This is a genomic window from Vibrio splendidus, from assembly GCF_024347615.1.
In the GTDB taxonomy this organism is placed as follows: domain Bacteria; phylum Pseudomonadota; class Gammaproteobacteria; order Enterobacterales; family Vibrionaceae; genus Vibrio; species Vibrio splendidus.
This window is the reverse complement of sequence record NZ_AP025509.1, coordinates 666,037-690,666: the sequence shown is the minus strand read 5'-3', so window position 1 is coordinate 690,666 and position 24,630 is coordinate 666,037. Positions and strand designations below refer to the sequence as shown.

The window sequence follows — 24,630 nt, the reverse complement described above, 5'->3', positions numbered from 1 at the left end:
TTGATATTGAGATGAGATTAAGTCGGAGGCCAAATACTAGCCCCCGACTTATTAACCTCTAATTTGAGGTGATATTTACGGTTAATGTATCTGAGTAGCCACCTGCCCATGGGGAGGTTTCTGTCGTCACAATATCAATAGATGCGGCAACACCTGTCGCTAATGCTCCAGAACCGCCATAAGAATTACTGACTGAAACGTCATTTAGACCTGGGCCCCCTGGTGCATTAAGCGTGAAAGCAGCTAAACCTGAAGGATTAAATGTTGCATCGTAGGTAAGAGCGTAGTCTTCGCTATCGTCTGACTCTAGACCACCTTCAGCACTTGTCAGTGTCACAGTTGCACCATCGACGTCATTACACTTCATGTTAAGACCACTAACAGAAAGGTTTTGAATTTGAGAGACGTTACCGAAGTCCATCAGTTGCGTTGAAAGACCAGTAACTTCACATACAGGTGAAACAAAACCAACTAACTGGACATCACCAGGAGCGGCTTGGACTTGAGCACCAAAAATAGCAGTGACTGTTGCTGCGTAGAGTGTTAGCTTTTTCATTAGAAATTCCTTTATCTTAAATGATTGGCTCGAATACTGCTGAGCGTTTGTTGTTCTGCAGATACATTGCAGAGTTTTCACTTTGTCACGCTATGAATCGAAGGGTAAACTTCGATCTCAATAACGTCTTGATAATAACCTGCGAAACGCAAGCTATTTTCGAGTGCTACCCTAAGGCTCCCATGTTGAGCGAAAGGAATAACACCAGAACTGTTTATCATTACCGGTGAAGTAAGTTGGCTGCTGTGCCTACTTTCGTAAAGACGAATTTCGTCTATTTGTAATGACAAATTGTAACTCTCAATAATATCAACCCCTTGGTGTTGATATTTTAAGCCTCCATATTTTGAGTTGATCGTTATACCCAACGGACGGTTACAATACATATTAAAAGGCAGCGATTGCACATCACGGTGTTCCGTAAAATTCATAATATTGCCAGAGAAAAAGTTTATTTCGCATCGATCTTTGATCTGACCACTAATTCCTAACGTTAAGTTGTTAGCTCTAGCATAGAATGAAAGTGACAGACTAAAAATTAACACGGAGACGATGAAGTTATGAAGAATCCGAAATACTCTAACCATAATTCCACCTCTCACTGATTGAATGTAACTTGTTGCTTAACTTTCAAAACTATAAGTGCTTTAAAAAATGGTGAAGTAGTAAAAAAAGTTTATTATTTAGGAGAAGTATGAGTTTTAGTATGATTTTAAGCAGAGAGGTAGAAGCGAAATTATTAGAGAATAATTTAATATTCAATTAGATAGGTTGGTTTTACTCTATGCTAGTATTAACGGAGGTTTATTATTTAATTGATTAAAATAGGACTATGGTCTACACGGACGTTTTGGGTTTTTTGATGGGTTACTGTCATCATGAATGTGACAGCATTATTAACGAAAACACTAATTTTATTATTTAATTTATAAGTTGATTGTAGCGATTCTAAATTGTAATAATGGACAGCGACTATCTACTATTTCTTTATTGAAATTAGTTCTTTACAAGAATCTATTAGGATTGATGTGTTCTATTTTTAATTACCGTGTGCGTGATGATTAAACACTTTAAGCTATTATGACTAAGTCATTTACCTTTAGTGACAATACAGTGCTGATAAGCCATTAATATAAATTAAACTTAAACAATAATTTAATGTTTAAATGTTAGAATAATTCTCATAGGGTATTCTCATAGGCCAAAACGAGATTGCGTTCTGTTCCAGTCAATCAAGTGTGTTTATTAGAAAACTAGCAGGTGTCGAAGGCTATTTGGGCTGTGGAATTGGTTAATGATTTTGCTGAAAGAATAAAGCTTCCCACAGGGGAAGCTCAAATCTCAATTGCTATAGAGGCTAATCTCGTCAAGAGTTAAAGCGCATTCTCTAGCTTTGTTAGGAAAGTAACGATGTCTTCTGAACTGATATCTCTATGGGTAACAAAACGTACTGGATTACCAGGCGACATAGTAATGCCTTGTTCACCTAACTCTCGTGTGATGCGGTTAATATCCACAGACTCATCTAACTTAGCGAACACGATGTTCGTTTGAATGAAATCAGGATTAACAGAGAAGCCTTCTAGTTTACTTAGGCCAATCGCTAGGTTTTTCGCGTTCTCGTGGTCAGTTTTGAGTTGAGCAACGTTTTCAGTCAGCGCCATTTTACCTGCGGCGGCAAGAATGCCTGCTTGACGCATACCGCCACCGACCATTTTACGCAGTCGACGAGCTTTAGCGATGTACGCTTTGTTTCCAAGAAGTAGTGAGCCGATTGGAGCGCCTAAACCTTTTGATAAGCAAATTGTCATAGAGTCGAAGTGTTGTGCGATCTCTTTGATGTGTACATCCAGCGCCGCTGCTGCATTATAAACACGCGCGCCATCTAGGTGCATTTGCAGGCCGTGTTGATTTACGAACTCACGAGCTTCTGCCAAGTACGACATTGGCAGTACTTTACCATTAATCGTGTTTTCTAAGCTTAGAAGCTTGGTGCGAGCGAAATGGCTGTCGTCTGGTTTAATTGCAGCAGCAAGCTTTTTAAAGTCAAGTGTGCCGTCTGGGTTGTTCTCAATGGGTTGAGGTTGAATCGAGCCGAGCACTGCAGCACCGCCGGCTTCATACTTATAGTTATGCGCTTGTTGGCCACAAAGGTATTCGTCACCACGCTCACAGTGTGCCATTAAACCAAGTAGGTTGGCTTGTGTACCTGAAGAAGTGAACATCGCTGCTTCAAAGCCGGTTTCATTGGCAGCCCACTGTTCCAATTCGTTTACGGTTGGGTCATCGCCATAAACATCATCGCCCACTTCTGCATTTGCCATTACGTCACGCATAGCTTGCGAAGGTTTAGTTACGGTATCAGAACGAAAGTCCATGTTTCTCTCCTAGAGTACTTTAGGTAGTCATATAATTGGCTATAGATAGCCGCATAGTTGGGCTTTGCTTAAACAAGCGATAGTTTTTGTATCGGTGATTTGATCGTGTCGTATTTTGTTGTGCAGCTCTTCTAAGCTCAGCTCTATCACTTCTATCACTTCATCTTCGTCGCATTCAAATCGGGTAGTGAGGCTAAGATGTTTTGCGACAAATAAATGCTGAATCTCATCACAGAATCCAGCCAAAGGTGTGACTTGTCCTAAGCTCTGAAAAGAAGTTGCACTGTAACCGGTTTCTTCTTCCAGTTCGCGCTGGGCACATTGAAGAGGTGTCTCATCAATTTCCATCGTGCCTGCAGGTAGCTCCAAAAGCCATTTCTTAAGAGAAGGACGAAACTGATTAATGAGGATGATTTTTCCTGACGAAGTGATAGGAAGAATAACGGCCGCGCCAGGGTGGTGTATTGTTGTATGTTTTACCACGACGTTCGTAGGGAGCGTCACGTTCTCTTCGATGAGAGAAATACTTTTCCATTGATGGATAACTTTACTCATGCAGTTTGGCCACATTCCTTGCCAATTTTTCTTATAACTGAAGACGTGTACCACCTTAACGTCTATGGTGTCGAAAATAAAAGAAAAATTAGGCTTAGTAATAGATTTAATTTCACGCCGTTCGTGATGTTACTCTCATAATTGGAATCTATGATTGCGCGAAAATTGCAGCGTAACCATCTGATATAAAGGCAACTCAATAATAAAAGATACTTGTAACAAAGTGCTAACAAATGTATAAAAACGTATCTACACTCTCAACTGTTCAAAGATTTTCGGAGTAACGCATGAACCCTTCTATTTCCTCACATGCTGACAAGGCGCTACTCTCTGAAAGAATTAACAAATTGGCACATGCTCTCTCTGATGGCGTTTATGAAAGAGAAGACACGATTAAGCTTTGTTTACTGGCGGCCCTGGCTGGCGAAAGTGTGTTTCTATTAGGTCCTCCGGGCATCGCAAAAAGCCTTATCGCTAAACGCCTCATCCAGGCTTTTGACAACAGTAGCTATTTCGAATATTTGATGACCCGTTTCTCTACTCCAGAAGAAGTGTTTGGCCCACTAAGTATTCAAGAATTAAAAGATAACGGTCGCTATGTCAGACTGACCGAAGGCTACCTACCAACAGCACAAGTTGTATTTCTTGATGAGATCTGGAAAGCAGGTCCTGCAATCCTAAATACTTTGCTTACGGTCGTTAACGAAAAGACATTCAAAAATGGCGCAGACATCGAGCGCGTACCGATGCGTTTATTAGTGTCTGCATCCAACGAACTTCCAGATGAAGACAGCGGCTTAGAAGCACTTTATGACCGTATGTTGGTTCGCGTATTTGTAAACCGTATTCAGAACAAACAAAACTTCAAGTCAATGCTGACGACGGGTACTTCTCAAGAAGCTGTGATTCCCAAAGGTTTGGCGATTACTGATATTGAATACCATCAATGGCAGAAAGAGCTCGATAACCTGGAATTGACAGATAACTCGTTCAACAAGCTCTTTGAACTGAAAACCATGCTCGAAGAGACTGTCAAAAAGCAAAGCTCGGGTACTGAAACTGATCTATATGTATCAGATAGACGCTGGAAGAAAGCGGTCAAGCTGTTGAAGGCAAGCGCATTCTTCAGTGGTCGTGATAGCGTAAATCCGCTGGATATTATGCTACTGCAAGACTGTTTATGGCATAGCCCAGAATCGCGTGATGTGGTTCGTAGTGTGGTAAAAGACTTTGCATTGAACCGAGCGTTTGACCAACAAGAGTCGAAAGCTCAAATTGAAATGTCCCGTGAAGAACTCGAAGAGATTCAAGACGATGTTGAATCAACGCTGTCTGTGTCGCTCTCTATGGAGTCAACCAGCGGCTTGTTGCGTAAAGACGTTTACCAAAATGATATCAAGAACGCGAAAATGTACAGCGTCGGCAGTGCATACAACCTAGTTAAACTGGTGATGCTGCAAAGCAACATGTCGGTGTCTGAATCTGAGAAAGGCGATAGCCGTTGGGTGTATGTCGCCAAAGATGATTTTGACCGAGTTCTTAAAGAAGGCCATGGCGATATTTACGGTTACGTAAACGAAAACAAAAATCTATGCCGCTTAAAGCTCGACCTAGATGCATCGAACCAGTTAGTTATTAAAGATATTGCCAATCGTTCTGTACTGGTGAGTGTGGTTACAACTGACGGTTTAGACCAAGAATTATACAACAAGTGGTTGAGTGGTGCTGAGAAAGCCCTAGAGCAGTTAACTGAAGCTGAATTCAAGTTAAAACGAGTTCGCACTGAATTCCATGATGCGCTACCTCATAACTATATCGACCCTGATTTACCGAAAGCGATGGAATCAAGCTTGCAAGCGGTAACGCAAGATCTCGAAACGACAAAAGTGAAGAGTAGCAAGATCGCACAACGTATTAAGTTCATGAGTCAGTACTTCGAGTAAGGGGAGAGCATATGTTAGGAGCAGACGGCTTAAACCTCGCTTTGATGGTGGCTGATTCAGGAATTATTGATACCGCGATGAATGATCTCATCGCTCGTTCTCAAGTCATGATGGCTGCTGAGAACAAAGGCGTTAAAACATCAGTCAAAAACCACTTAGTTAAATGGCGCGGTAAAGTAAAAAAACGCGTCACTAAAGTGTGTGAAACTGACCGCTTCCAAGAGGAAATCGCACTTTACCAAGAAGTGATCTATTGGGATGAACCGCAGTTCTTTGACGAGATCGATAGTGTTATCAAAAAGCTGGAGTGGCACTCGGCGTTCTACCTACAAGCAAGGCGCTTGATGGAAAACAACAAAGGCGTTTATAACGCGATGTTTCCACACTATTTTTGCGACCAATGGTACCAATCACTGTCAGACGCCATTAAACAAGCTCAAGTAACCGAACTCGAAACAAGCAAAGAAAAAGTCTTAGCTGATCTTTATCAACGCATGGAAACCATGAAAAACATGGATAAAGTGACGGAGTCGGGTGATGAGGGTAGCGTAGGGCGCTTGTGGGACATGGCGTCTGCCAAATTAAGCAAAACTGATCTCACCATCATGAAGCGTCATGCTGAGTTCCTGAATAAGCACAAAGGCCTACAAGAGATCGCTGAAAAGCTAGGTCGTATGGCGAGCGAGGAAGATGATCCTTCTTTACACAAAGCCCCTGTAGAAGAACTGCAGATGGTTGAAGAGAAAAGTGATGAGGCGGTCGATGATATTGTTGGGATTCATGAAAGTGATGACCTGAACAAAATGCTGCCGAACGAGACCATGTTCCTAGCTTATCCTGAGCTTGAGGTTATCTTTTATAAACATTTGGCTGACAAACGTTTACTTAGCTATCGCTCGCAAGGTAAGTCACGCACGTTACGTAAAGTAAAAACGCAAAAGCCCGATAGCAAAAACGTCGATATTGAAAAAGGTCCGTTCATCGTCTGTGTAGACGCCTCTGGTTCTATGAGTGGGTTCCCAGAGCAGTCAGCCAAAGCAATGGCTTACGCTTTGATGCAAATCGCGCTTGCGGAAGAGAGAGATTGTTACGTGATTCTGTTCTCTTCTGAGCAGATTACCTATGAGTTAACAAGACAAGATGGCCTGCGTGAAGCGAGTGACTTCTTAAGCTATTCATTCCACGGCGGTACGGATCTAGAACCTGTACTCATGAAGTCGATTGACCTGATGACGGGTGATAAATACAAGAACGCAGATTTGATCGTACTTTCTGACTTTATTGCCCCTAAGCAATCTGATGAAATGATTGCTCAGGTTGAAAAATTGAAAGAGCACAAAAACCGTTTCCATGCGGTTAGTCTTTCTAAGTATGGTAACCCTCAACTTATGACCATGTTTGATCACTGTTGGTCGTATCATCCGAGTCTCGTTGGCCGCTTCATGAAGAAGTGGTAGCGCTAGAACATCTTATTTAAATCGTTTTTGCTGTGTGTTTTTTGATTGAAGAGATCGAACATGCAGCAATTTGATTTAAATGTCAGCAAACAGAATTTAAATTCACATTTTTGTTTGACTATCTTCACTCAATCCGTAAAGTAGGCACCCGAACACAGCGGGGCTAACGTTTAGTCGGTACTAACGTGTTGAAAAATGGCGCCTTGGCAGAGTGGCTATGCAGCGGATTGCAAATCCGTGGACCTCGGTTCGACTCCGGGAGGCGCCTCCATTCTCTTTCTCTTACGTTTTGATAAGGTAAGAAATTAGAAGAATGAAATTGCGATACTAGCTCAGTTGGTAGAGCGCAACCTTGCCAAGGTTGAGGTCATCGGTTCGAACCCGATGTATCGCTCCAAATTTTGTAATGTTGATTCATTTTGACATTAAGATGGTGTTTTACTTTTCAGTAATCGGCATCGCAATAAAGAATTGCGTGCCCTGGTGGTGGAATTGGTAGACACAAGGGATTTAAAATCCCTCGGCGTTCGCGCTGTGCCGGTTCAAGTCCGGCCCGGGGCACCATCTATTTGATTGTTATCTTGTTTGGTAATGTTCAAAAGAGTTGTTCTCTTAAAACACTATTGAAGGCGCCTTGGCAGAGTGGCTATGCAGCGGATTGCAAATCCGTGGACCTCGGTTCGACTCCGGGAGGCGCCTCCATCATTTAGAAAAAACCAGTCCTCGTGGCTGGTTTTTTCGTTTCTGGTGCTTTGCTTCTTGTTTCTTCATCCTTACCTCTTCATTTCTCCCTTTGATATTTGCTAAGCCCAACGCCGTTTTGGTGGAATCCTAAGTCGAGCCTTTGTTGATAAACCGCTAAATAAATCAAAGTCACAATTAACCACAATGCTCAATTTGTTTCATTGTTTTATGGGATAACCCTAATTAAAACATGCGCATGAGTGATAGTGTCCCTCTTTATATTTCTTTAATTATTCTATAAGAGGTTCTTAAATATGCAATTTAGTCTAAAGAGAAAAATGGTTTTCTCTGTAGTTTTGGCGATTGCTGTTACATCTGCCATTCTTCTTTTCATGGGTTATAAGACTTTTCAAACAAACAGCTGGCAAGCTATAGAAAGTGAAAGTCGTAATACACTTCAAGCCCATGCAAAGGGCATCAGTGACTGGTTTTACGATAAGAAACAAGCAGTACATGGGCTTAAACAACAAGTACAGCTTAACCCTTCAATAGATATCGTTCCTCATTTACGTCAAACCTTGGTATCTGGTGGGTTTGGATTGAGTTATTACGGTAACAAAGAAGGTGAGATGTTCCGTCATGATCCTTCATTGAATAAAGCGGGGTATGACCCAAGAGTTCGAGGTTGGTACAAACAAACCTTAGCTGAGAACCGTGCAGTAACAACCAAGCCGTATGTGAGTGTAACCATGCAAACCTTAGTGGTTACATTGACCGATCCTGTGACCGAGAATGGATCGATCATTGGTGTTGTGGCATCAAACTTGGCATTAGACAAATTGATTGAAGACGTATTAGCCATTCAGGTTCCAGGTAATGGACGAGCGATCCTAATTGATAAGCAAGGCACGGTCGTTGCTCATAAGAATAAAGATTTCATCCTTAAGCAAGTCAAAGAGATAGCACCTGAATTAAGTGTTTCTGGATTAAACAGTGCTGCACAAAACTTAACGACAATTTTTACACAAGTTGATGGTGATGAGCGCGTCATCATGGCTGAGCCTATTAAAGGCACCGACTGGCTACTTGTGATTGAAATGGATAAAGACGTACTAGAGCAGCCTCTGTTCAATATGTTGATTAGCCAAATCACTACAGGTTTGGTTGTATTGATCGTTATGGCTGCAGCAACCTCATGGTTTGTGGCTCGTCAATTAGTTGAGCTGGGTCGAGTGAGTGAAGCATTAGCTGATATTGCGGAAGGGGAAGGCGACCTCACACAAAGACTACAAGTGTCGAGCCAAGATGAGGTGGGTCAACTTGCCGATAAGTTTAATGTCTTCGTTGATCGGCTCCATCAAATGATGCAAAACGTCACTCAAGTTTCTACCGCGATGAACAGCGGTGCCGAGCATGCTAATACCAGTGCGATGAAGCGCAGTGATAGTGTAAGCAGGCAACAAGATGAGATCACGATGGTGGCAACGGCTGTGACAGAAATGGCAACAGCAACAGCCGAAATCGCCACGAATGCTGAGAGTACGGCCAAAAGCGCGACTCACTCGGTGGAGTTGAGCGAGCAAGGCTTCCAACAGATGGCTAAAAGCCAATCATCGATCAATGACCTCGCTACTGAGCTAACAAGCGCTGTGTCTATCATCAGTGAGCTTGAAGAGCATGGTCAGCAAATCGCGTCTATCTTGGCGACGATTCGCGAAATAGCGGAGCAAACGAACTTACTCGCTCTTAATGCGGCTATTGAAGCGGCTAGGGCCGGTGAACAAGGGAGAGGTTTTGCTGTGGTTGCTGATGAGGTTCGTGTGCTTTCTCAACGTACTCATGCTTCAACAGAAGAGATCGAAGACAAGATAAAACGCCTACAGCAAGCGACTAATGGTGCGGTTAAAGTGATGACACAAAGTCACGATATGGCGAAAACAAGCGTGCACGATGTGGATATGGCCGGAGAGAGTTTGGCTCAAATCCGTGAAGCGATTCAGATGATCAGTGATATGGCGACTCAGATTGCCTCAGCTGCTGAAGAACAGTCTTTAGTCACTGCGGAAATCAATGCGAATACGGAATCTGTCCGTGAAGTAAGTGATGTAATGGCAGTTGATGCGACCGATGCGGTTTCACAAGCCGATCAGCTAAGTCATTTAGCAAGTGACTTGAAACAAGAGCTGTCACGATTCAAGCTTTAAGTTCAGGCTAATATTAGCTTAAGCACAAAGATCAATTAGAAACTAGAAAGAGCACTGGCTGTTAAAGCGTGTGCTCTTTTTTATTTATAGAGCATGCTCAATGTTTGTCAAAGAAGTCTTTGTTACGAATATACTTACTCATTAGGTGATAAGAGAAAGGCCGGATTAACCAACTGAATATTGATCGCCCGAGGCGTATTAACGTCGGTGTGTTTTCGTAAATCCTGCCGTTATAGAGCCAAAGTACTTTGCCTACATGCCAATACAATAGGGGAACCGGGGGCATAAAGGTCACGATGTCGATGTCACAACATATTCGGTAGGTCTTCTTGCTCAAACGGTAGTTCTTTTTGAAACTCCAATCACCGACCGCGGGCTGCCCAAACGTGACGATTCGTTTAATACAACCCGGGTATTTTTGGTCTAGGTAGTCAGCAAACACACAGCCAATAGCGCCGCCAGAAGAGTGGCCGGTGATAGAAATCCTTTTCCCTTGCTCTAATAAAGGTGTGAGCGTGGCTTCTAAGCGTTCGATAACGGTTTGCCCAAGCTTGTCTTCGTTACGACTCGGTTGGCTTTCTTGGAACATGAGATGATAGAAACCAGCATGAACACGATAGTTCAGCCCAATTCTTTTACAGCTTCTGGTCCATAGCGCAAAAGTGAGTAGCCAGTCAGAAACACTGTGTGATCCCTTGATAACCACGACTACTTCATCTTTGTCGCTGCTCCATAAGACTCGAATCATGGTTTTACCAAATTGATTCTTTATGATGCGCTGTCCATTAGGATCAAAACCGTAACGAGTTTGTTTAAAAACTCTTGGGTAGGCGAGGTTGCAGAGCACAGCGTAGCGTTCATATTGGTATCGTTTTAGTGGTTTCACGGGCGCACATCGTTTTAAAGTAGTTTAATTACAATAGCCTTAGATTGTGAAACGAGGATGAAGGTGTTTAAACGAACTATGGAATTGTATTAAATTAGTATTAAAAATAATCTAAACAACCTAACTAGTCTTAATCTGTAATATTAGTTAATTTATCTTAACAATAATTTAGATTTGACTGATAAATAAGCTAGATTTTATGAGATATGATATGTAACTAAGATAAATACAATACCTTACTTAACCTTACATTACTGAAAATAAAATATGGTAGCATCATCAAAGTTTCTAATTTCTAAAGATAATGTAAAAGGCTCTATTCATGCTATCAAAAAGTCAATCGTATAAATTAGTGTCATACAAAATATTGAGAAATTTATATCGATTGCTTCCTATACTACCTTCGAAAATTAAGATGTCTAAAAACCTTAGGCTTGCTGAGCTATACGTGCAAAAAAGCGACTATAAAAGTGCAACTCGAGTCTTAGAAGAATTAATTTATGAATTCAATAAACATGAATACTATTTTATGTTGCTGAATTTATATTTAATGAAAGATGAGTTATCAAAAGCAAGTCGTTTGCAGGAAGACAAATCAATTGAGTTCATTGATAGTGATATCGTAAATGGTATGGGGCTTTTAAATAACACAATAAATGATTTTGAAAAAGTTAAATTTGTAACTGATTACGTTAAGAGCCAAGGTGCTACCCCCTTATTAATTGATGTTGTTGGTATTGGTAAAGATCTAAAAATAAAGTCCGCTCAAGAAAAAGATCTTATGTCGAATACTCACAAGTATGCAGGTGAACGTAATCTTTGGGGGCAAGGACGTAAAGTTCCTAACTATATACTCTCATTGTATGACGACGCTGAAAAAAAATGTATACCTTCACTTTTTGATTACTCGCGCCCTGTGATAAAAGGTACAAAAATCGCGCTTCTAGACAGTGATAAGCCAATGATGTCAGTGGAAAATGGCTTAAGAGTTACAGTGGGGCAGCCGAATGATGTAAATCGTAGGGTTTTGTTTTTCGGCTCGTCTACAACATATTCTAGTGGTATGAGTGATAGCAACACTCTCGTTTCTCAAGTACAAAAGAACGTAAATGAATTCTTTTCTGATGTAGTAGTTGAGAATCATGGGATTATCGGGATGAAACTACTACAAGCGATGAATAACTTGGTTCAAACAAATATCAAAAAAAATGATATAGTTGTGTTCTTCAACTTTGACGAGTTTAGACATGTTGATCTTCCAGAATCAAATAAAATAGACTTGAATGATATTGACAGAGGCAGCGACTTTTTTATCGACTTAAACAATAAACAAGGTCACTACTCATCTAGAGGCAATAAAGTGCTATCGGAGGTAATAGTTAAAGATCAGTTACTCCCTTTGTTGCATAACAAAGCTTTAAAGCTAGTTAACCGAGGAGATAAAGTAAATGAGAGCATTCTGTTGGTCATAGAAAAGTTCAAATACTTTTTATTTAGACACACTGCTCAGGCGGTTGAATCTTGCGAAATGAAGTCTTACTTAGAATTATTAAAACAGTATGAATCAGATTGTGAAGGTGTTATTGGCAGTGTCGCTGTCAACTGTAATCCAATTACTAAAGGACATTTGCACTTAATCGAGCACGCGGCAAGAAGTGTCGATAAGTTGTTCATTTTTGTTATCGAAGAAGATAAATCTTTCTTTAAATTCGAAGATCGATTTAAGTTAGTCTTTGAAAGTACGAAGCATATTGGCAACGTAACCGTTATTCGAGGCGGAAAGTTTATTTGTACTGAGTTGACTTACCCTGATTACTTCGATAAAGAAACTTCTGAAGCTAAAGCTGATGCATCAATGGAAGCCTGGTTTTTCTGTGAGTACATAGCTAAGGCGCTGAATATTAGTAAGATATTCCTTGGGAATGAGCCAAAGTGTCAAATCACCCAACAATACAACGAAAAAATGCAGGAACTACTCCCTGCATATGATATTGAAGTTGAAATCATTGAGCGCATTTCAACAAATGGCGATGTGATTAGTGCTTCTAAAGTAAGGGAGTTCTTAGCAAGCCGAGATTTCAGCAGTATAGAAGCAATAGTTCCCAAGCCTACATACCAATTCTTAAAAGAAAATTATTAAGTTTGGATTAGCTTTCAAACTACTTTTCTGTAAGAAAGCCAGTCTGTTGACTGGCTTTCTTATTCGAATTCGGTAGCCATAGTTAAGTCTAATAGATAATCCGAGGTCGAATTAGGTATTGTATGTAGGGTGTTGTGTGTGCAGTTTGTGCGATCTGTAGTAATTTCAATCGTTTGAGTTCGATAATTAATCACTTGAATTGAAAGATAAAATTTACTGTTGACGAATTTTTTCTATCCGTTAAAGTACACCTCGTTCTCACGGCTTAGGTCGCAGAGAGATGGTGTTTTACTCTTCGGTAATCAGCATCGCATGATTGCGTTGCCCTGGTGGTGGAATTGGTAGACACAAGGGATTTAAAATCCCTCGGCGTTCGCGCTGTGCCGGTTCAAGTCCGGCCCGGGGCACCATCTATCTAGTTTCTACTTTAAGTAGAGTGTTGAACAAAGAGTGGTTCTCTTTAAACACTTCAATATATTTTTATGTTGATAAAGGCGCCTTGGCAGAGTGGCTATGCAGCGGATTGCAAATCCGTGGACCTCGGTTCGACTCCGGGAGGCGCCTCCATTCTCTTTCTCTCTTATTTAATCGATGAGAAATTAGATGAATGAAATTGCGATACTAGCTCAGTTGGTAGAGCGCAACCTTGCCAAGGTTGAGGTCATCGGTTCGAACCCGATGTATCGCTCCAAATTTTGTAATGTTGATTCATTTTGACATTAAGATGGTGTTTTACTTTTCAGTAATCGGCATCGCAATAAAGAATTGCGTGCCCTGGTGGTGGAATTGGTAGACACAAGGGATTTAAAATCCCTCGACGTTCGCGTTGTGCCGGTTCAAGTCCGGCCCGGGGCACCATCTATTTGATTGTTACCTTGTTTGGTAATGTTCAAAAGAGTTGTTCTCTTAAAACACTATTGAAGGCGCCTTGGCAGAGTGGCTATGCAGCGGATTGCAAATCCGTGGACCTCGGTTCGACTCCGGGAGGCGCCTCCATTATTTTGAAAGCCCGATCAGAAATGGTCGGGCTTTTTTACGTCTGCAGGAAAGTGGTTTTGGTTTTTGAATGCTTTTCTTTTACCTTTTCAGATAGAAGAACGCCCGTAAAACCCATTCATTACCTTCGAAAGGTTAGACACATTTAGAGCTGAATCAAAGAGAAAGTTGCTAGTCAAAGAGTCCAACGCTGATCAGTGAACTGCACTTGTTCAATGCTTGATAGGGTATTCAAGCCATCGCGTGAAGTAACGGTGTCATTGAGCTGAAATTTACCGCCCCCAAGATTGTGGATTTGGTATTCACTTTTAGGACCATGTACTACAATCGTATTAACACCTAAATTTCCGGCTACCTTATTATCATATCCATTGATCTCAATATTTGCGTTATTCTTGCCCGATAGCGTTAGTTTCGTCAGATATTGAGAGTGATGAGTGTAGGGCGTTGCTGGGTCATATTGCATTTTAAAAGTGCCGGTGAATGTATCAGCAATGTATGCGTCGTAAGCCAGTGTTGGAGAGAAAATCTGTTCAGTAATATATTGCGCGTTAGGATCTCTTGTAGAAAAGTCGTCGCGAGTTTTAACTTTGTATAACCCCCACATACCTTCGCCACTATACGCCCCCCAAAGCCCGTAATAGCTATCAATGACGGCTGCAAAGTACTCTTGGTCAACACTGACTTCTTCTTGCCACTCTACCAAAGTGTCAACTGGAGGTGTATAGGCATTATGTAAAGCCTGAGTCTGTATTGTATTCAGCTCTTTTTGAAATAAAGGTAATGCCGATTCGCCACTTTGAGGGGAGTTAAGAACACCAATACCATAGTCATGGACTAGGTGGAGAATTTCTTCGTAAGACGCATCGCGATGCTCTTCATAATCCTGTCGAACGTACCATTCTCCGCCTTCTACTTGAATTTCCTCTTCGAACAAGGGTTGGCCATCCAAATCGTCGTTATATTGGGGCTCATCGTGATAATTCATTAGTTTCAATATTGCGCCATTGTTCGCCATAGCATTTGCAATATCGCGTTTTGAGTCAGCGCTCCCGTATTTAGTGCCATCAACGGGGGTTAGATAGTGATTGAGAACATTGACTGCTTTGACTATCTGATAATTGCTCAGGCGATCCATAATTAGAATATGGATAGATTTGCCATTAGGGGCATTGACCGCGACATGTCGGTTATAACCTGCTTTGGAATACGCAGAGAACTGAGAAGGGACCGCTTCTATTGTGATCCTGTGAACAACGGATGGTTTGACATTTTCTTGGCTTGTCACAGGCTTGCTTTGGTTTGAACTATTACAACCGACAAGAAGAACAGTGGCAGCGAACGCAGTTAAAGATAACACTTTCATGGTACACATCTTATGATTTAGAACGTGGTGCTAATATACCGAGATGTCGCGTGATATTGGGTGATTGCAGTTGCCGTAATACATACCCATACAATGTCTTACAATGCCCGTGATCCGTTGGCTCTGTTGTTTTAACCTGCCGACCAATCGAAAAATAGTGTGTCAAACCTTAAATGGGTCGATTATTAGTGCTAATAGGTTATGTGATTTGCATATTTTGTGTACAAAGAAACGCAAGGGCAGCTTGTAGAGCTATTGAAGGTGAACCTTGGATTTTCTCAGCAAGTACGTTGTAGACTGTATTAGCATCAAAAAGAGAGATTTGAGGATAAAGTACTGGCTCTTCTAAGATCAAGCTAACTAGCTCTTCATGTGAACCACCAGACTGTTTTAATTGCTTCAGCGCCGCGATTTGGATACCAATATAAGGGTGCTTTAGTAGCCCGAGTAATTCTGTTTCGTCAGTGGTATATCGCACTAAACAGACTTTTAGAGGGAGGCTTTCAGAGGCTATTAGTTGTAAACGGTGTTGATCGATCCAGAGAGTGCCAAGCCAATCGATGATACTTTCGAGGTTGGAACAATCATCATTCAAGACTAGATCTAATACCGATTGGTTGAAGTAGGGGGTCTCAACGTCGGTCAAGTTGATATGATGACAACGCAAGGCAATGACTAGCGCGTGAAACTCAGCGTTGGATAGGCTGGTAAGTTTTTCAGTAGAGCAAAGCTCCACCAGATATTGCTTGTCTTGACAGTATTCAATCGCTAACGCTAGGTTTGACAAGCTTTCGATTGCAACTCGTTTGGTTCGAGCATGTCTTGTTGAAGGTTTTGAATGCGCTGATTGCCTCAACGAATCAAGCGTGGAAGTGATAGGAGGTTGTGTGGCACTAGCGTCATCATTCGGATCGTTAAGTTGTCGATGTGGTACTTCTGTTGTCGCCGTTTCTCTTTCTGTTTGATTGGTTGTAATAATTACAGGTAAGTCGACAATGAGCTCTTTTAGATAGGCCTGAGAACTCGGTGCTAGAGTATGAGATAGGTGCTCAATGAGTTGTCGCTTCACTGAATTGCTGCAAGTGCCCGATTGCAGTTGCTGACGGATAAAGGCAAGGCTTAGGGTTTGTGATATGTCACTTAATAAAACATTCAAGCAATCAAGTTGAGTCGCTTCGTCTAAGCTCGAAAACTTCTCATAAAAGACTGGCATAAAGCGGCTAAGTTGGGCTTGTTTACTCTGCGGGTTTAAGCTCGAAATTAATTGAAGCATCGCCGTTATTGAATGAGAAGGGTGCCGTTTATCTTGCCATTGATTCACGAGTTGTTGCTTGTGATTGTCGCTAAGCAGTGCCGAAAGGATATCGATTGGAATTTCTTGTAATAAGTCGTTCTGACCAAGGTGCTTAATGTCGACTTGGTAATTCCATTTTTCCAATGTACTGAGAGATGTTTGTCTTATCAGTGGGTCTAAGTGCGAAAGGCCAGTTAAAAACATTTGCAAATACTCACGACTGTTCATTTGAGACAGCCGTTGAAAGGCGATTTGCTGGCAACGTAGATCTTGGTGTTGCGTGGCTTTGAATAACGTTATTTTATCCGGTGTGCTTTTCAATAACATACGCATATCGTTTGTGCGCGTTACTGCAAAGTTCTCTTTAAGTAGTGCCGGTGAGTGACGCGATAGCACTGAGACTAGTTTGACCTGAACATCAGGCTCTGGGTCACTTCGAAGTAGGGGCAGTAAACGACTCGCTTGAATATAATCTAAATTAATTTCATGGTTATCCAAAATACGTGCAGCATTCAAACGGATATCATCACCATCATTCCATTCACCCTCCCAGTAATCGATATCGTCACAAACGACGTCTATCAATAATCCCTTCGCTTGTTCTGAATCGTTGTTGTGCTCAACAGCATTCAATGCGGCTAGTTTTACTTCGCTGTCATCCCACAGTTGAAAGCAGTGGATGATGTCTTTGATAGGAGCATGCTTGTCTTGAGCTAAACATTCTAGGCTTGTGATAACAACATCTACAACGTTGGATTCTAAACCTGTAAGCAAGAGGTGTTTAGTTTGCGAAAATTGAGCGAGAAACTGAGTTGCTAGAATTTGATCGGATACGTTCCCAGCAAGATAGGTATGTTCGACACAGAGAAGGAATTTATCGAGAGACATAGGTTTTAGTACCACTGAACTAACAAGTTTGAATAATAACTCTTATCATTCCGAATTGTATGATCCTAATCATATCTTTAATGTTTCACGTGTTAATAATAGGCTTCATTGATAACAATCCTTAAAACGGAATGCCGATGAGTGTTTTACGAGCACAGTCCACACTTCAAAGCTTCGCTCGAAAAGTCTGCGTAGTATTGTGCTCCTTTTTTACGATGAGTTTACATGCTGCTTTGCCTCCTTTAGATATCGATCCAGCTCAAGCAGAACTCGGCAAACGACTGTTTTTTGATACGCGCTTGTCCGGGGATGACTCGATTTCGTGTTCCAGTTGCCACATTCCGTCTAATGGTTTTTCTTACCCTGAACCGTTAAGCCCTGCGTATACGGGGAGTGATGGATTTCGTAATGCTCCAACACTTATTAATGCAGCCTATAAAGAGGTGTGGTTTCACGATGGTCGTATTGGCACCAACCTAAACGATGTGGTTCGGGAAAATATCACTGAAGACTGGCTGATGAATATGGACATGCGTTTGATGCAGGAACGCCTCAAACAAGACCCAATATACGTCGAGATGTTTAAAGCGGCCAATCTTGGAGAACCGTCAAATGGCGGAGTGCGCAAAGCTCTGCCTGAATACCTAAAGACACTGACTTCGAAGAATGTCCCTTTTGACAAGGGCGAGCTTAGCGACTTAGCGATCCAGGGAGAAAAGCTGTTCACAGGCAAAGCGGGGTGCAGCCAATGCCATCGTGGCGCTCTGTTTTCGGACGGAAAGGCACACAATACCGGAGTGCCTGAAAATCATGAGATATTTTTAGACCCCATGCGACATCAATCTTTTCTTGCCTACAACATGTTTATGGGTGTGCAAGATTACTTAACGTTAAAGCGCGATGTTGGTGCTCATGTTCAAACTCATAAAGCGGATGGTAGCGATCGCGGTAAGTTCATAACGCCAACGCTGCGAGAGCTCAGTCAAACTGCGCCGTATATGCACAATGGCATGCTTGCCACGCTTGAAGATGTGGTTGAATTTTATAATCAAGGTGGTGGCGAAGACTCAAACAAAGACTCTCGACTCACCACGCTTTCCCTAACGGACTACGAAAAAAAGGCGCTGGTGGCTTTTTTGGAATCGTTATCTGGAGATCCCCTTATAGGCGAAGAATACGAATGGTTAGACTATGACTTCGGCTACGAATACACGGAGGATTGGTCAAATGCTCGTAACTAAGCGCTCTGTATTAAAGGCAGCACTCTTTATTCTTATTGGGATGACGGGGCTTCCCAATGTTGTTAATGCAAAGGTACAGTTTGAGCCTCTAGGGGAGGTGCCTGTGCCTGTGGATAATAAACAAACACCCGAAAAAATAGAGTTGGGAAAGATCTTATTTTATGACGGTCGGCTAAGTGGCGATACGACTAGCCCATGTGCTGGTTGCCATATTCAATCGCAGGGCTGGGGTTTTCCTGATGACTTATCCATGGGATATCCGGGTACGGTACATTGGCGCAATAGCCAAACGATTATTAATGCGGCTTATTACGACAAATTTTTCTGGGCGGGCAGCGCTATGTTATTGGAAGCGCAAGCCAAAGATGCAGCGAAGGGCGCGGTCGCGGGTAATGGTGAAGACGACATCATGGAAGCGCGTTTAGCCTTAGTTCCTGAGTATGTTGAACGCTTTAAGCGAGTGTTTGGTGATGATACTCCGAAAATACATAACGCTTGGCGCGCTATAGCCGCGTTTGAACGCACGATGGTTCAACGTGACACACCAATAGACAACTATTTACTCGGTGACAAAACCGCTTTGTCTGAGTCCCAATTGAAGGGTAAAGCTCTGTTTGAAGGCAAAGCGAATTGCATTGCTTGTCACAACGGGGCTTTGGCATCTGACCAAAAATTCTACAACATTGGTGTGCCGCCAAGTCCTTGGTGGAATGATGATGGATTAGCGCAGATAACATTTAGATTTGAGCTTTATTCTAAAGGTGTCACCGAAGAGATGTACCGCACCACAAAGGCCGACCCCGGTGCTTACTTTCGAGCTAAACGCAAAGAGATGTTAGGTAAGTTCCGCACACCGAGCCTACGTTATACAAAATACACTGCGCCCTATATGCACAATGGCACCATTCCAACTTTAGAAGCGGTGATTGATTTCTACGACCGAGGTGGTGTGGCAGATGATGGGCGCACTACTGGATACCCTCAGACTAAATCTGCTCTAATTCAACCTCTTGGTTTAACGGAACAAGATAAAAAGAACTTATTGAGCTTTGTAGAAGCATTTTCAGGTGAGCAGATTTTTATTGAAGAGCCAACCATTCCAGAATACCAACCGCTATTTACTAAAGAAGAACTTGCTGGAGCAGAAAAATGATCGCCAACTCAGAGCAAAATTCAAGTAAACGACACAACAAATGCATGATGTCACGACGTGATTTTTTACTTTATTCCGGTGCGGCTACTGCCGTATCTATGGTTCCTCTTACCTTATTTGCAGGGACTGATTCTGAAACTCAAGTTGAAGGTCGTGTTGTCGGTTACCCGCGTAAGAAAATCGCAAAGTTAAGTCAACTCATCAACCACATTCCGGTTCACTTTCAATATCCAGATGAAGGAAAAAATTCGATTGCGATGCTGGTTAAATCCGACATCGAATGTGGCGGTGGGATAGGGTTACAGCGCGATATTGTGGCCTATTCGATGACATGTACTCATCAAGGTGGGCCTTTAACCGGTGCTTATAAAGCAACAGGGGAGCATCGCATTGTCGGGCAGTGCCCATTCCACCTATCTACATTTGATTTGCGTCGCCATGGAATTATGGTGTCTGGTCAAGCCTTTGAGAGCTTACCTCAAGTACTGCTCGAGCTCGAAGGTGACGACATCTATGCAGTTGGCGTTATGGGGTTGATCTTTGGTCGCATGGAAAACCTGATCGATGTGGAGGTAGTTTAATGAGTGAATCTTCTTCAAGCAATCAATCTCCTTTAAACCGTCAGTACCTCCAACCGACTAATACTTTACTGCCTCCTGTTCATGCTGAAGTTATCACAACAGCCTGTGATTATTGTATCGTGGCGTGCGGTTATAAGGTTTATCGTTGGCCTGTAAATAGCCCTTCAGGTGGAGCTCGCTCTAACGAAAATGCGTTTGCTGTCGACTTCCCCGTTCATGCATTACAAGCTTGGGTTTCGCCACAGCAACATAATATTGTTTCGCATAATGGCAAACCACACCATGTGGTTGTAGTCGCAGACAAAGACATACAGGTCGTCAATAAAGGCGGTGATTCTTCGGTTCGTGGTGGACTGCTCGCAAGAAAGCTTTATAACCCAGAAACACCAACCAAAGATCGATTGAAGCAACCACTTGTTCGAATTAACGGTCAGTTACAACCTGTAGAATGGGATTTTGCGTTGGATATAGCGGCCCAAGTCGGCCGTCATGTGATTGATACGCATGGCTCCAACAGTTACTGCGTAAAAACCTATTCCTATCAGTATATTGAAAACACCTATGCGATAACAAAGTATGCATTGCGTCATGTTAATACCGCGAATTTTTCGTTTCACGACACGCCGTCAGATGTCACTGCAACCCCAGGGTTTCGAGATGCGGGTTTTGATAATTTTGCTCCAAGTTATGATGACTGGGGCGCGGCAGATACTTTGATGATCTGCGGAACGGATCCGTATGAGACCAAAACCATCATTTTTACGCAGTTCATTATGCCTGCGGTGCATCGTGGAATGAAAACCGTAATTTTGAACCCTCGTGAAACCGCAGGCATAGCGTGGCTTAAATCTCAAGGTGGATTGCACCTCGATATTAATCCCGGTAGCGATAATCTTGTGATTGGTGCAATTGCTCGAGTGATCTTAGAGCAAGGCTGGCAAGACAACGAGTGGATTAAAAACTGGGTCAATAATAAATGGGAATCTAGCTCTGGTTTTGGTCAGGGTACTCGTAATACGCCATGGCAGTGGAGAACCACTTGGGGCAAATTCCAAACGAATGGCTTTGATGATTATAAGCAATGGAATTTGGAGCAGAAAGAATACGCACCTGAGTATGCCGCATCGATCGCGGGTATTGATGTGGAGAAGATCCACAAAGCCGCTGAGATGTTGGCAATGCCTGTCAACGGTCAACGAGTTAAAGCCTCAATTGGTATAGAGAAGGGCTTTTATTGGTCGAATAATACCGGGAATACCAATGCCATCGCCTCCCTTGCAACGATAATCGGTACTGGTGGCCGAGAAGGGCGTGTTATTGGTCGATTTGGTGGGCATCAACGAGGTGGGCTAGCGGGTGGGAAACTACCAAGGAATAAGTCACCTGAAAAAGTGGCAGGTAGACGTCGACGCTCAATAGACACCGACAGATATCTCTATTCTGGGCATACCCGTATGGCCCATGTCATTGGTACGACATGGATTCAAGCTATGTGTGGTAGTTATGGGTTGAAAGAGAAATTCACCGATTTAACAACACGTAACCCTCACCAAGTGACGCGACGTGATAAACAACACATTATTGATACTCTCAAAAAACGAGCAGATTCCGGTGGAATGGTCGTCATCAATCAAGATATTTATTTACGTGATCCTATAGGTAAACAACTCGCTGATATCATCTTTCCGGCCGCGACTTGGGGGGAAGAGGATTTCATGCGCGCTAATGGTGAGCGTCGTCTACGCCTTTACCAAAAGTTCGCTGATGCGCCGGGTCAGGCTAAGCCAGACTGGTGGATCGTTGCTCAAATGGCTTCCCGGATGGGGTATGACGGGTTTGATTGGCAAAACTCGAATGACGTAGCCGAAGAGTCATCGCGATTTAGTCGCGGTAGCCGTAAAGATTTCAATATGATCAAAGTTGCAGCACATTCTGAAGGAAAAACACTTCATCAAAAGCTCGCTGAATTTGGTACCGAAGGGATCCAAGGCCCTGTATTTTATAACTATGACACCAAAAAGCTGATTGGCACTAAACGCCTACATGATACTGAAATGAGTTGGGGTGATCTGGTCGAAAAAGGGCTGCAAGATGGGCCTCAAGGCGCCAATATTATGCGTAAACAGCTCACTCAATTTAATAGTCAGACGGGGAAGGTCAATCTTCAAAAGCACCCTTGGGATCTGTTCAGTGATTTCCACGCTTGGCTTACCCCCCAAAAGGACGAGTTATGGTTTTCGAATGGTCGTATTAACGAGATTTGGCAGTCAGGGTTTGATGATACCGAGCGCAGGCCTTACATCACTCATCGTTGGCCTGAAAACTGGATTGAAGTACACCCAGAAGATGCGGAAAAACGGGGCATAGAAGCCGGAGATGAAGTACTGGTGTATTCGGAGCGGGTGGCCAATTTTAAAGATACGATTCTGGGTATCGAGTCAGACGATTTTCAGTTTAGTAACCTAATGAAAAATGGTCACATTCAACTGGATTACGCGGAGATTAAAGCCGTTGCGATTGTCACCTCAGCCACCAAGAAAGGTGTGTTGTATTGCAATATGATGGACATGAAGAACCCAGCGAATGCTTTAACAACAAGGGTAGTTGACCAAATCAGTGGTAACTACAACTATAAAATGGGCGTCGCCAAAATAAAGAAAATTGGTGAATCAAAATATAAGCGTGAGTTTGAAGGGTTCTCCTTTGCACCACGTAACATTGTGTAAGGGAAGTTTATGTTTGGCGTATTATTGGTTTTGCATGTATTGGCTGCCACCATTTGGACGGGAGGGCACATTATTCTCAGCGTCGTTATCCTTCCTAAAGTCTTGAAACACCGTTCTCCAGAAATGTTATTGGAATTCGAGCAAGGGTACGAAAAGGTGGGAATGCCTGCTTTGGTAGTTCAAGTGGTGACCGGGTTGATGCTCGCTTATCACATGTTGCCGGACGTTAGCTTATGGTTTGATATGTCGATTCCATTGGCTCATGGCATTGCCGCTAAATTGACGTTGCTGTCTCTGACGGTATTGCTGGCCCTAGACGCACGCTTTCGTGTGATTCCAAAACTATCGAAGGACAACTTGGTTGATATGGCACTGCACATTGTGCCAGTGACCATTATTTCAATTTTGTTTGTGGTTGTCGGAGTTTCATTTAGAACGGGGTGGCTAGTTTGATATGTTTGTACGTTTAGTGCGGAACATTTGACCATGTCTAAGTAGATAACAATAAACAGCGCTAATTCGGCGCTGTTTATTGTTACTGACTCCCGAAAACCGTTTTCAGACAGGCATTCCTATCTCAATACCAAATGGAGAGTCGGTGCTTTAAAAGTAGGGACAAAGGTTATTGAACCTTTTGCTCTGCTTGATCGAGCAAGTCTTGCATCTTCTTCTGAGCTCGGCGACTCACACGTTTTTTGGCCGCAGTGCGAGCTTCTTCTAAGTTAACACTTGGGTCACCCACGACCACTAGCGCCACCATTCCGTGTCGGTGATGTACTTTACATTTTATGCCATAAACTCCGGGTTTATCAAAAGTGACTTCCTGAGCGTTTGACCCGGATATCATAAGAGGTTTAGCGCCGTTAGGAAGCATCCCTTGAATACTATGGGCTGTATGAGAGCCAACGGTTCCTTTAAAAAGCACCTTATCACCAGGTTCGATTTCTACGTAATCAGGAATAAATTGATACATCTTGTCGATGTTCTCAGAATTCATGTCCATCACTTGTTTGATGACTTTTGTTTCAGCAAGTGCAGGAGTGGCAATGATAGTTAAGATCAGTAGAAGTACACGCATAGTAGTTGGCTCTATCAAATGAGAATTATTTCCAATAATTTTAATTTATTCACCGTTTGGTTGAAAGCTTGATTTGATATAGCCTCGGTGAATTTGAACGCTATATGTGCTGGATCAATTAAATTAACAGTTTGATAACTGGGAAAGCTTTGTCTTCAAGGCTCGTTAATAATCTAAGGACATTTTGCGAGTTGTTTGTCACGATTCGGATTTAATAAAATGGATGACATTATGATTCAATGTTCATTTATTCGGCTAAACCCTTTCATAACTGCACATAGTTCTTCATGAATTTGGAAATTAACGTAAGTTTCAGCGTTGTGTTAAGTCAGTAAATGAAAATGATTGTCATTTACTTACGTTATTGCTAACCTATTGTGAAACTTTACAACACTCTTTCAAGTGCGCCAAAGTGTATATAAAATTCCGCTAAACCCTATCAAAACCAAGGTTATTCGTTTGCTTAGCTCGATAAATAAGCAGATCTACCTCTTTTGTTCTACC

At 42.4% G+C, this 24,630-nt stretch carries 17 protein-coding genes and 9 tRNA genes; 18 read left to right on the top strand and 8 right to left on the bottom strand.

Translation table 11 applies throughout. From position 1 onward, the window contains the following. Window positions 1–58 precede the first annotated feature (58 nt). The 4 genes from OCU90_RS20425 to OCU90_RS20410 all read right to left on the bottom strand — a co-directional run bounded on the left by OCU90_RS20425 (window position 59) and on the right by OCU90_RS20410 (window position 3,489). Window positions 59–556 (bottom strand): hypothetical protein, encoded by a 498-nt coding sequence (locus OCU90_RS20425; protein WP_004731190.1) that lies wholly within the window; start codon window positions 554–556, stop codon window positions 59–61. 77 nt (window positions 557–633) lie between these two features. Further along, window positions 634–1,158, bottom strand: a complete 525-nt coding sequence (locus OCU90_RS20420) for a hypothetical protein (RefSeq protein ID WP_181258338.1) — start codon at window positions 1,156–1,158, stop codon at window positions 634–636. 771 nt (window positions 1,159–1,929) lie between these two features. Continuing rightward, complete coding sequence (ltaE, locus tag OCU90_RS20415; RefSeq protein ID WP_017095444.1) at window positions 1,930–2,934, bottom strand: low-specificity L-threonine aldolase; 1,005 nt, start codon at window positions 2,932–2,934, stop codon at window positions 1,930–1,932. Between the two features lie 39 nt (window positions 2,935–2,973). Continuing rightward, window positions 2,974–3,489 carry an NUDIX hydrolase gene (locus tag OCU90_RS20410; protein ID WP_029222202.1) on the bottom strand — a complete coding sequence of 172 codons (516 nt, stop codon included), beginning with the start codon at window positions 3,487–3,489 and terminating at the stop codon, window positions 2,974–2,976. A 287-nt stretch (window positions 3,490–3,776) separates the two neighbouring features. Between OCU90_RS20410 and OCU90_RS20405 the strand changes: the two genes are divergently transcribed. From OCU90_RS20405 to OCU90_RS20375, 7 genes are all read left to right on the top strand, one after another. After that, window positions 3,777–5,432: an ATPase RavA domain-containing protein gene (locus tag OCU90_RS20405; RefSeq protein WP_061025123.1), complete on the top strand. Its 1,656-nt coding sequence runs from the start codon at window positions 3,777–3,779 to the stop codon at window positions 5,430–5,432. Window positions 5,433–5,443: 11 nt separating this feature from the next. Continuing rightward, entirely contained in the window at window positions 5,444–6,889 is a 1,446-nt protein-coding gene (viaA, locus tag OCU90_RS20400; protein WP_061025125.1) for an ATPase RavA stimulator ViaA, read from the top strand. 197 nt (window positions 6,890–7,086) lie between these two features. Beyond that, window positions 7,087–7,160, top strand: a tRNA-Cys gene (locus tag OCU90_RS20395). A gap of 50 nt (window positions 7,161–7,210) precedes the next feature. Continuing rightward, a tRNA-Gly gene (locus OCU90_RS20390) sits at window positions 7,211–7,286 on the top strand. A gap of 80 nt (window positions 7,287–7,366) precedes the next feature. After that, a tRNA-Leu gene (locus OCU90_RS20385) sits at window positions 7,367–7,453 on the top strand. A gap of 64 nt (window positions 7,454–7,517) precedes the next feature. After that, window positions 7,518–7,591: transfer RNA gene (locus tag OCU90_RS20380), tRNA-Cys, on the top strand. A gap of 296 nt (window positions 7,592–7,887) precedes the next feature. Continuing rightward, window positions 7,888–9,777: a methyl-accepting chemotaxis protein gene (locus tag OCU90_RS20375; protein ID WP_457920962.1), complete on the top strand. Its 1,890-nt coding sequence runs from the start codon at window positions 7,888–7,890 to the stop codon at window positions 9,775–9,777. A gap of 97 nt (window positions 9,778–9,874) precedes the next feature. Here OCU90_RS20375 and OCU90_RS20370 read toward each other — a convergent pair whose 3' ends face one another. After that, entirely contained in the window at window positions 9,875–10,663 is a 789-nt protein-coding gene (locus OCU90_RS20370; RefSeq protein WP_061025129.1) for a lipase family protein, read from the bottom strand. A 415-nt stretch (window positions 10,664–11,078) separates the two neighbouring features. On the opposite strand from OCU90_RS20370, the gene OCU90_RS20365 reads away from it, so the two are divergent. The 6 genes from OCU90_RS20365 to OCU90_RS20340 all read left to right on the top strand — a co-directional run bounded on the left by OCU90_RS20365 (window position 11,079) and on the right by OCU90_RS20340 (window position 13,799). After that, window positions 11,079–12,803 (top strand): citrate lyase ligase, encoded by a 1,725-nt coding sequence (locus OCU90_RS20365; RefSeq protein WP_240513413.1) that lies wholly within the window; start codon window positions 11,079–11,081, stop codon window positions 12,801–12,803. A gap of 323 nt (window positions 12,804–13,126) precedes the next feature. Continuing rightward, window positions 13,127–13,213 (top strand) — tRNA-Leu (locus tag OCU90_RS20360). A gap of 83 nt (window positions 13,214–13,296) precedes the next feature. Then, window positions 13,297–13,370, top strand: a tRNA-Cys gene (locus tag OCU90_RS20355). Between the two features lie 48 nt (window positions 13,371–13,418). After that, a tRNA-Gly gene (locus tag OCU90_RS20350) sits at window positions 13,419–13,494 on the top strand. Between the two features lie 80 nt (window positions 13,495–13,574). Continuing rightward, window positions 13,575–13,661: transfer RNA gene (locus OCU90_RS20345), tRNA-Leu, on the top strand. A gap of 64 nt (window positions 13,662–13,725) precedes the next feature. Further along, window positions 13,726–13,799, top strand: a tRNA-Cys gene (locus OCU90_RS20340). 175 nt (window positions 13,800–13,974) lie between these two features. Here the strand turns inward: OCU90_RS20340 and OCU90_RS20335 are convergent. After that, window positions 13,975–15,165: a hypothetical protein gene (locus OCU90_RS20335; RefSeq protein WP_061025134.1), complete on the bottom strand. Its 1,191-nt coding sequence runs from the start codon at window positions 15,163–15,165 to the stop codon at window positions 13,975–13,977. 199 nt (window positions 15,166–15,364) lie between these two features. After that, complete coding sequence (locus tag OCU90_RS20330; RefSeq protein ID WP_061025135.1) at window positions 15,365–17,347, bottom strand: hypothetical protein; 1,983 nt, start codon at window positions 17,345–17,347, stop codon at window positions 15,365–15,367. Between the two features lie 137 nt (window positions 17,348–17,484). On the opposite strand from OCU90_RS20330, the gene OCU90_RS20325 reads away from it, so the two are divergent. Genes OCU90_RS20325 through OCU90_RS20305 form a run of 5 tightly spaced genes read left to right on the top strand, consistent with a single transcriptional unit; the run spans window position 17,485 to window position 23,501 of the window. Then, window positions 17,485–18,588: a cytochrome-c peroxidase gene (locus OCU90_RS20325; protein ID WP_081090018.1), complete on the top strand. Its 1,104-nt coding sequence runs from the start codon at window positions 17,485–17,487 to the stop codon at window positions 18,586–18,588. Beyond that, window positions 18,575–19,741, top strand: a complete 1,167-nt coding sequence (locus OCU90_RS20320; protein WP_061025137.1) for a cytochrome-c peroxidase — start codon at window positions 18,575–18,577, stop codon at window positions 19,739–19,741. The genes OCU90_RS20325 and OCU90_RS20320 overlap by 14 nt, the downstream gene beginning before the upstream one ends. After that, on the top strand, window positions 19,738–20,322 hold the full coding sequence (locus tag OCU90_RS20315; protein WP_061025140.1) for an arsenate reductase (azurin) small subunit: 585 nt from the start codon (window positions 19,738–19,740) through the stop codon (window positions 20,320–20,322). The genes OCU90_RS20320 and OCU90_RS20315 overlap by 4 nt, the downstream gene beginning before the upstream one ends. After that, the gene (locus OCU90_RS20310) at window positions 20,322–23,048 is read left to right on the top strand and encodes a molybdopterin-dependent oxidoreductase (protein WP_206207886.1); all 2,727 of its coding nucleotides are present in this window, start codon (window positions 20,322–20,324) and stop codon (window positions 23,046–23,048) included. Before OCU90_RS20315 ends, OCU90_RS20310 begins: the two co-directional genes overlap by 1 nt. A 9-nt stretch (window positions 23,049–23,057) precedes the next feature. Next, window positions 23,058–23,501 carry a CopD family protein gene (locus OCU90_RS20305; protein ID WP_004731117.1) on the top strand — a complete coding sequence of 148 codons (444 nt, stop codon included), beginning with the start codon at window positions 23,058–23,060 and terminating at the stop codon, window positions 23,499–23,501. 169 nt (window positions 23,502–23,670) lie between these two features. Here the strand turns inward: OCU90_RS20305 and OCU90_RS20300 are convergent, their stop codons facing one another. Continuing rightward, the gene (locus OCU90_RS20300; RefSeq protein WP_240513412.1) at window positions 23,671–24,126 is read right to left on the bottom strand and encodes a plastocyanin/azurin family copper-binding protein; all 456 of its coding nucleotides are present in this window, start codon (window positions 24,124–24,126) and stop codon (window positions 23,671–23,673) included. Between the last annotated feature and the right edge of the window lie 504 nt (window positions 24,127–24,630).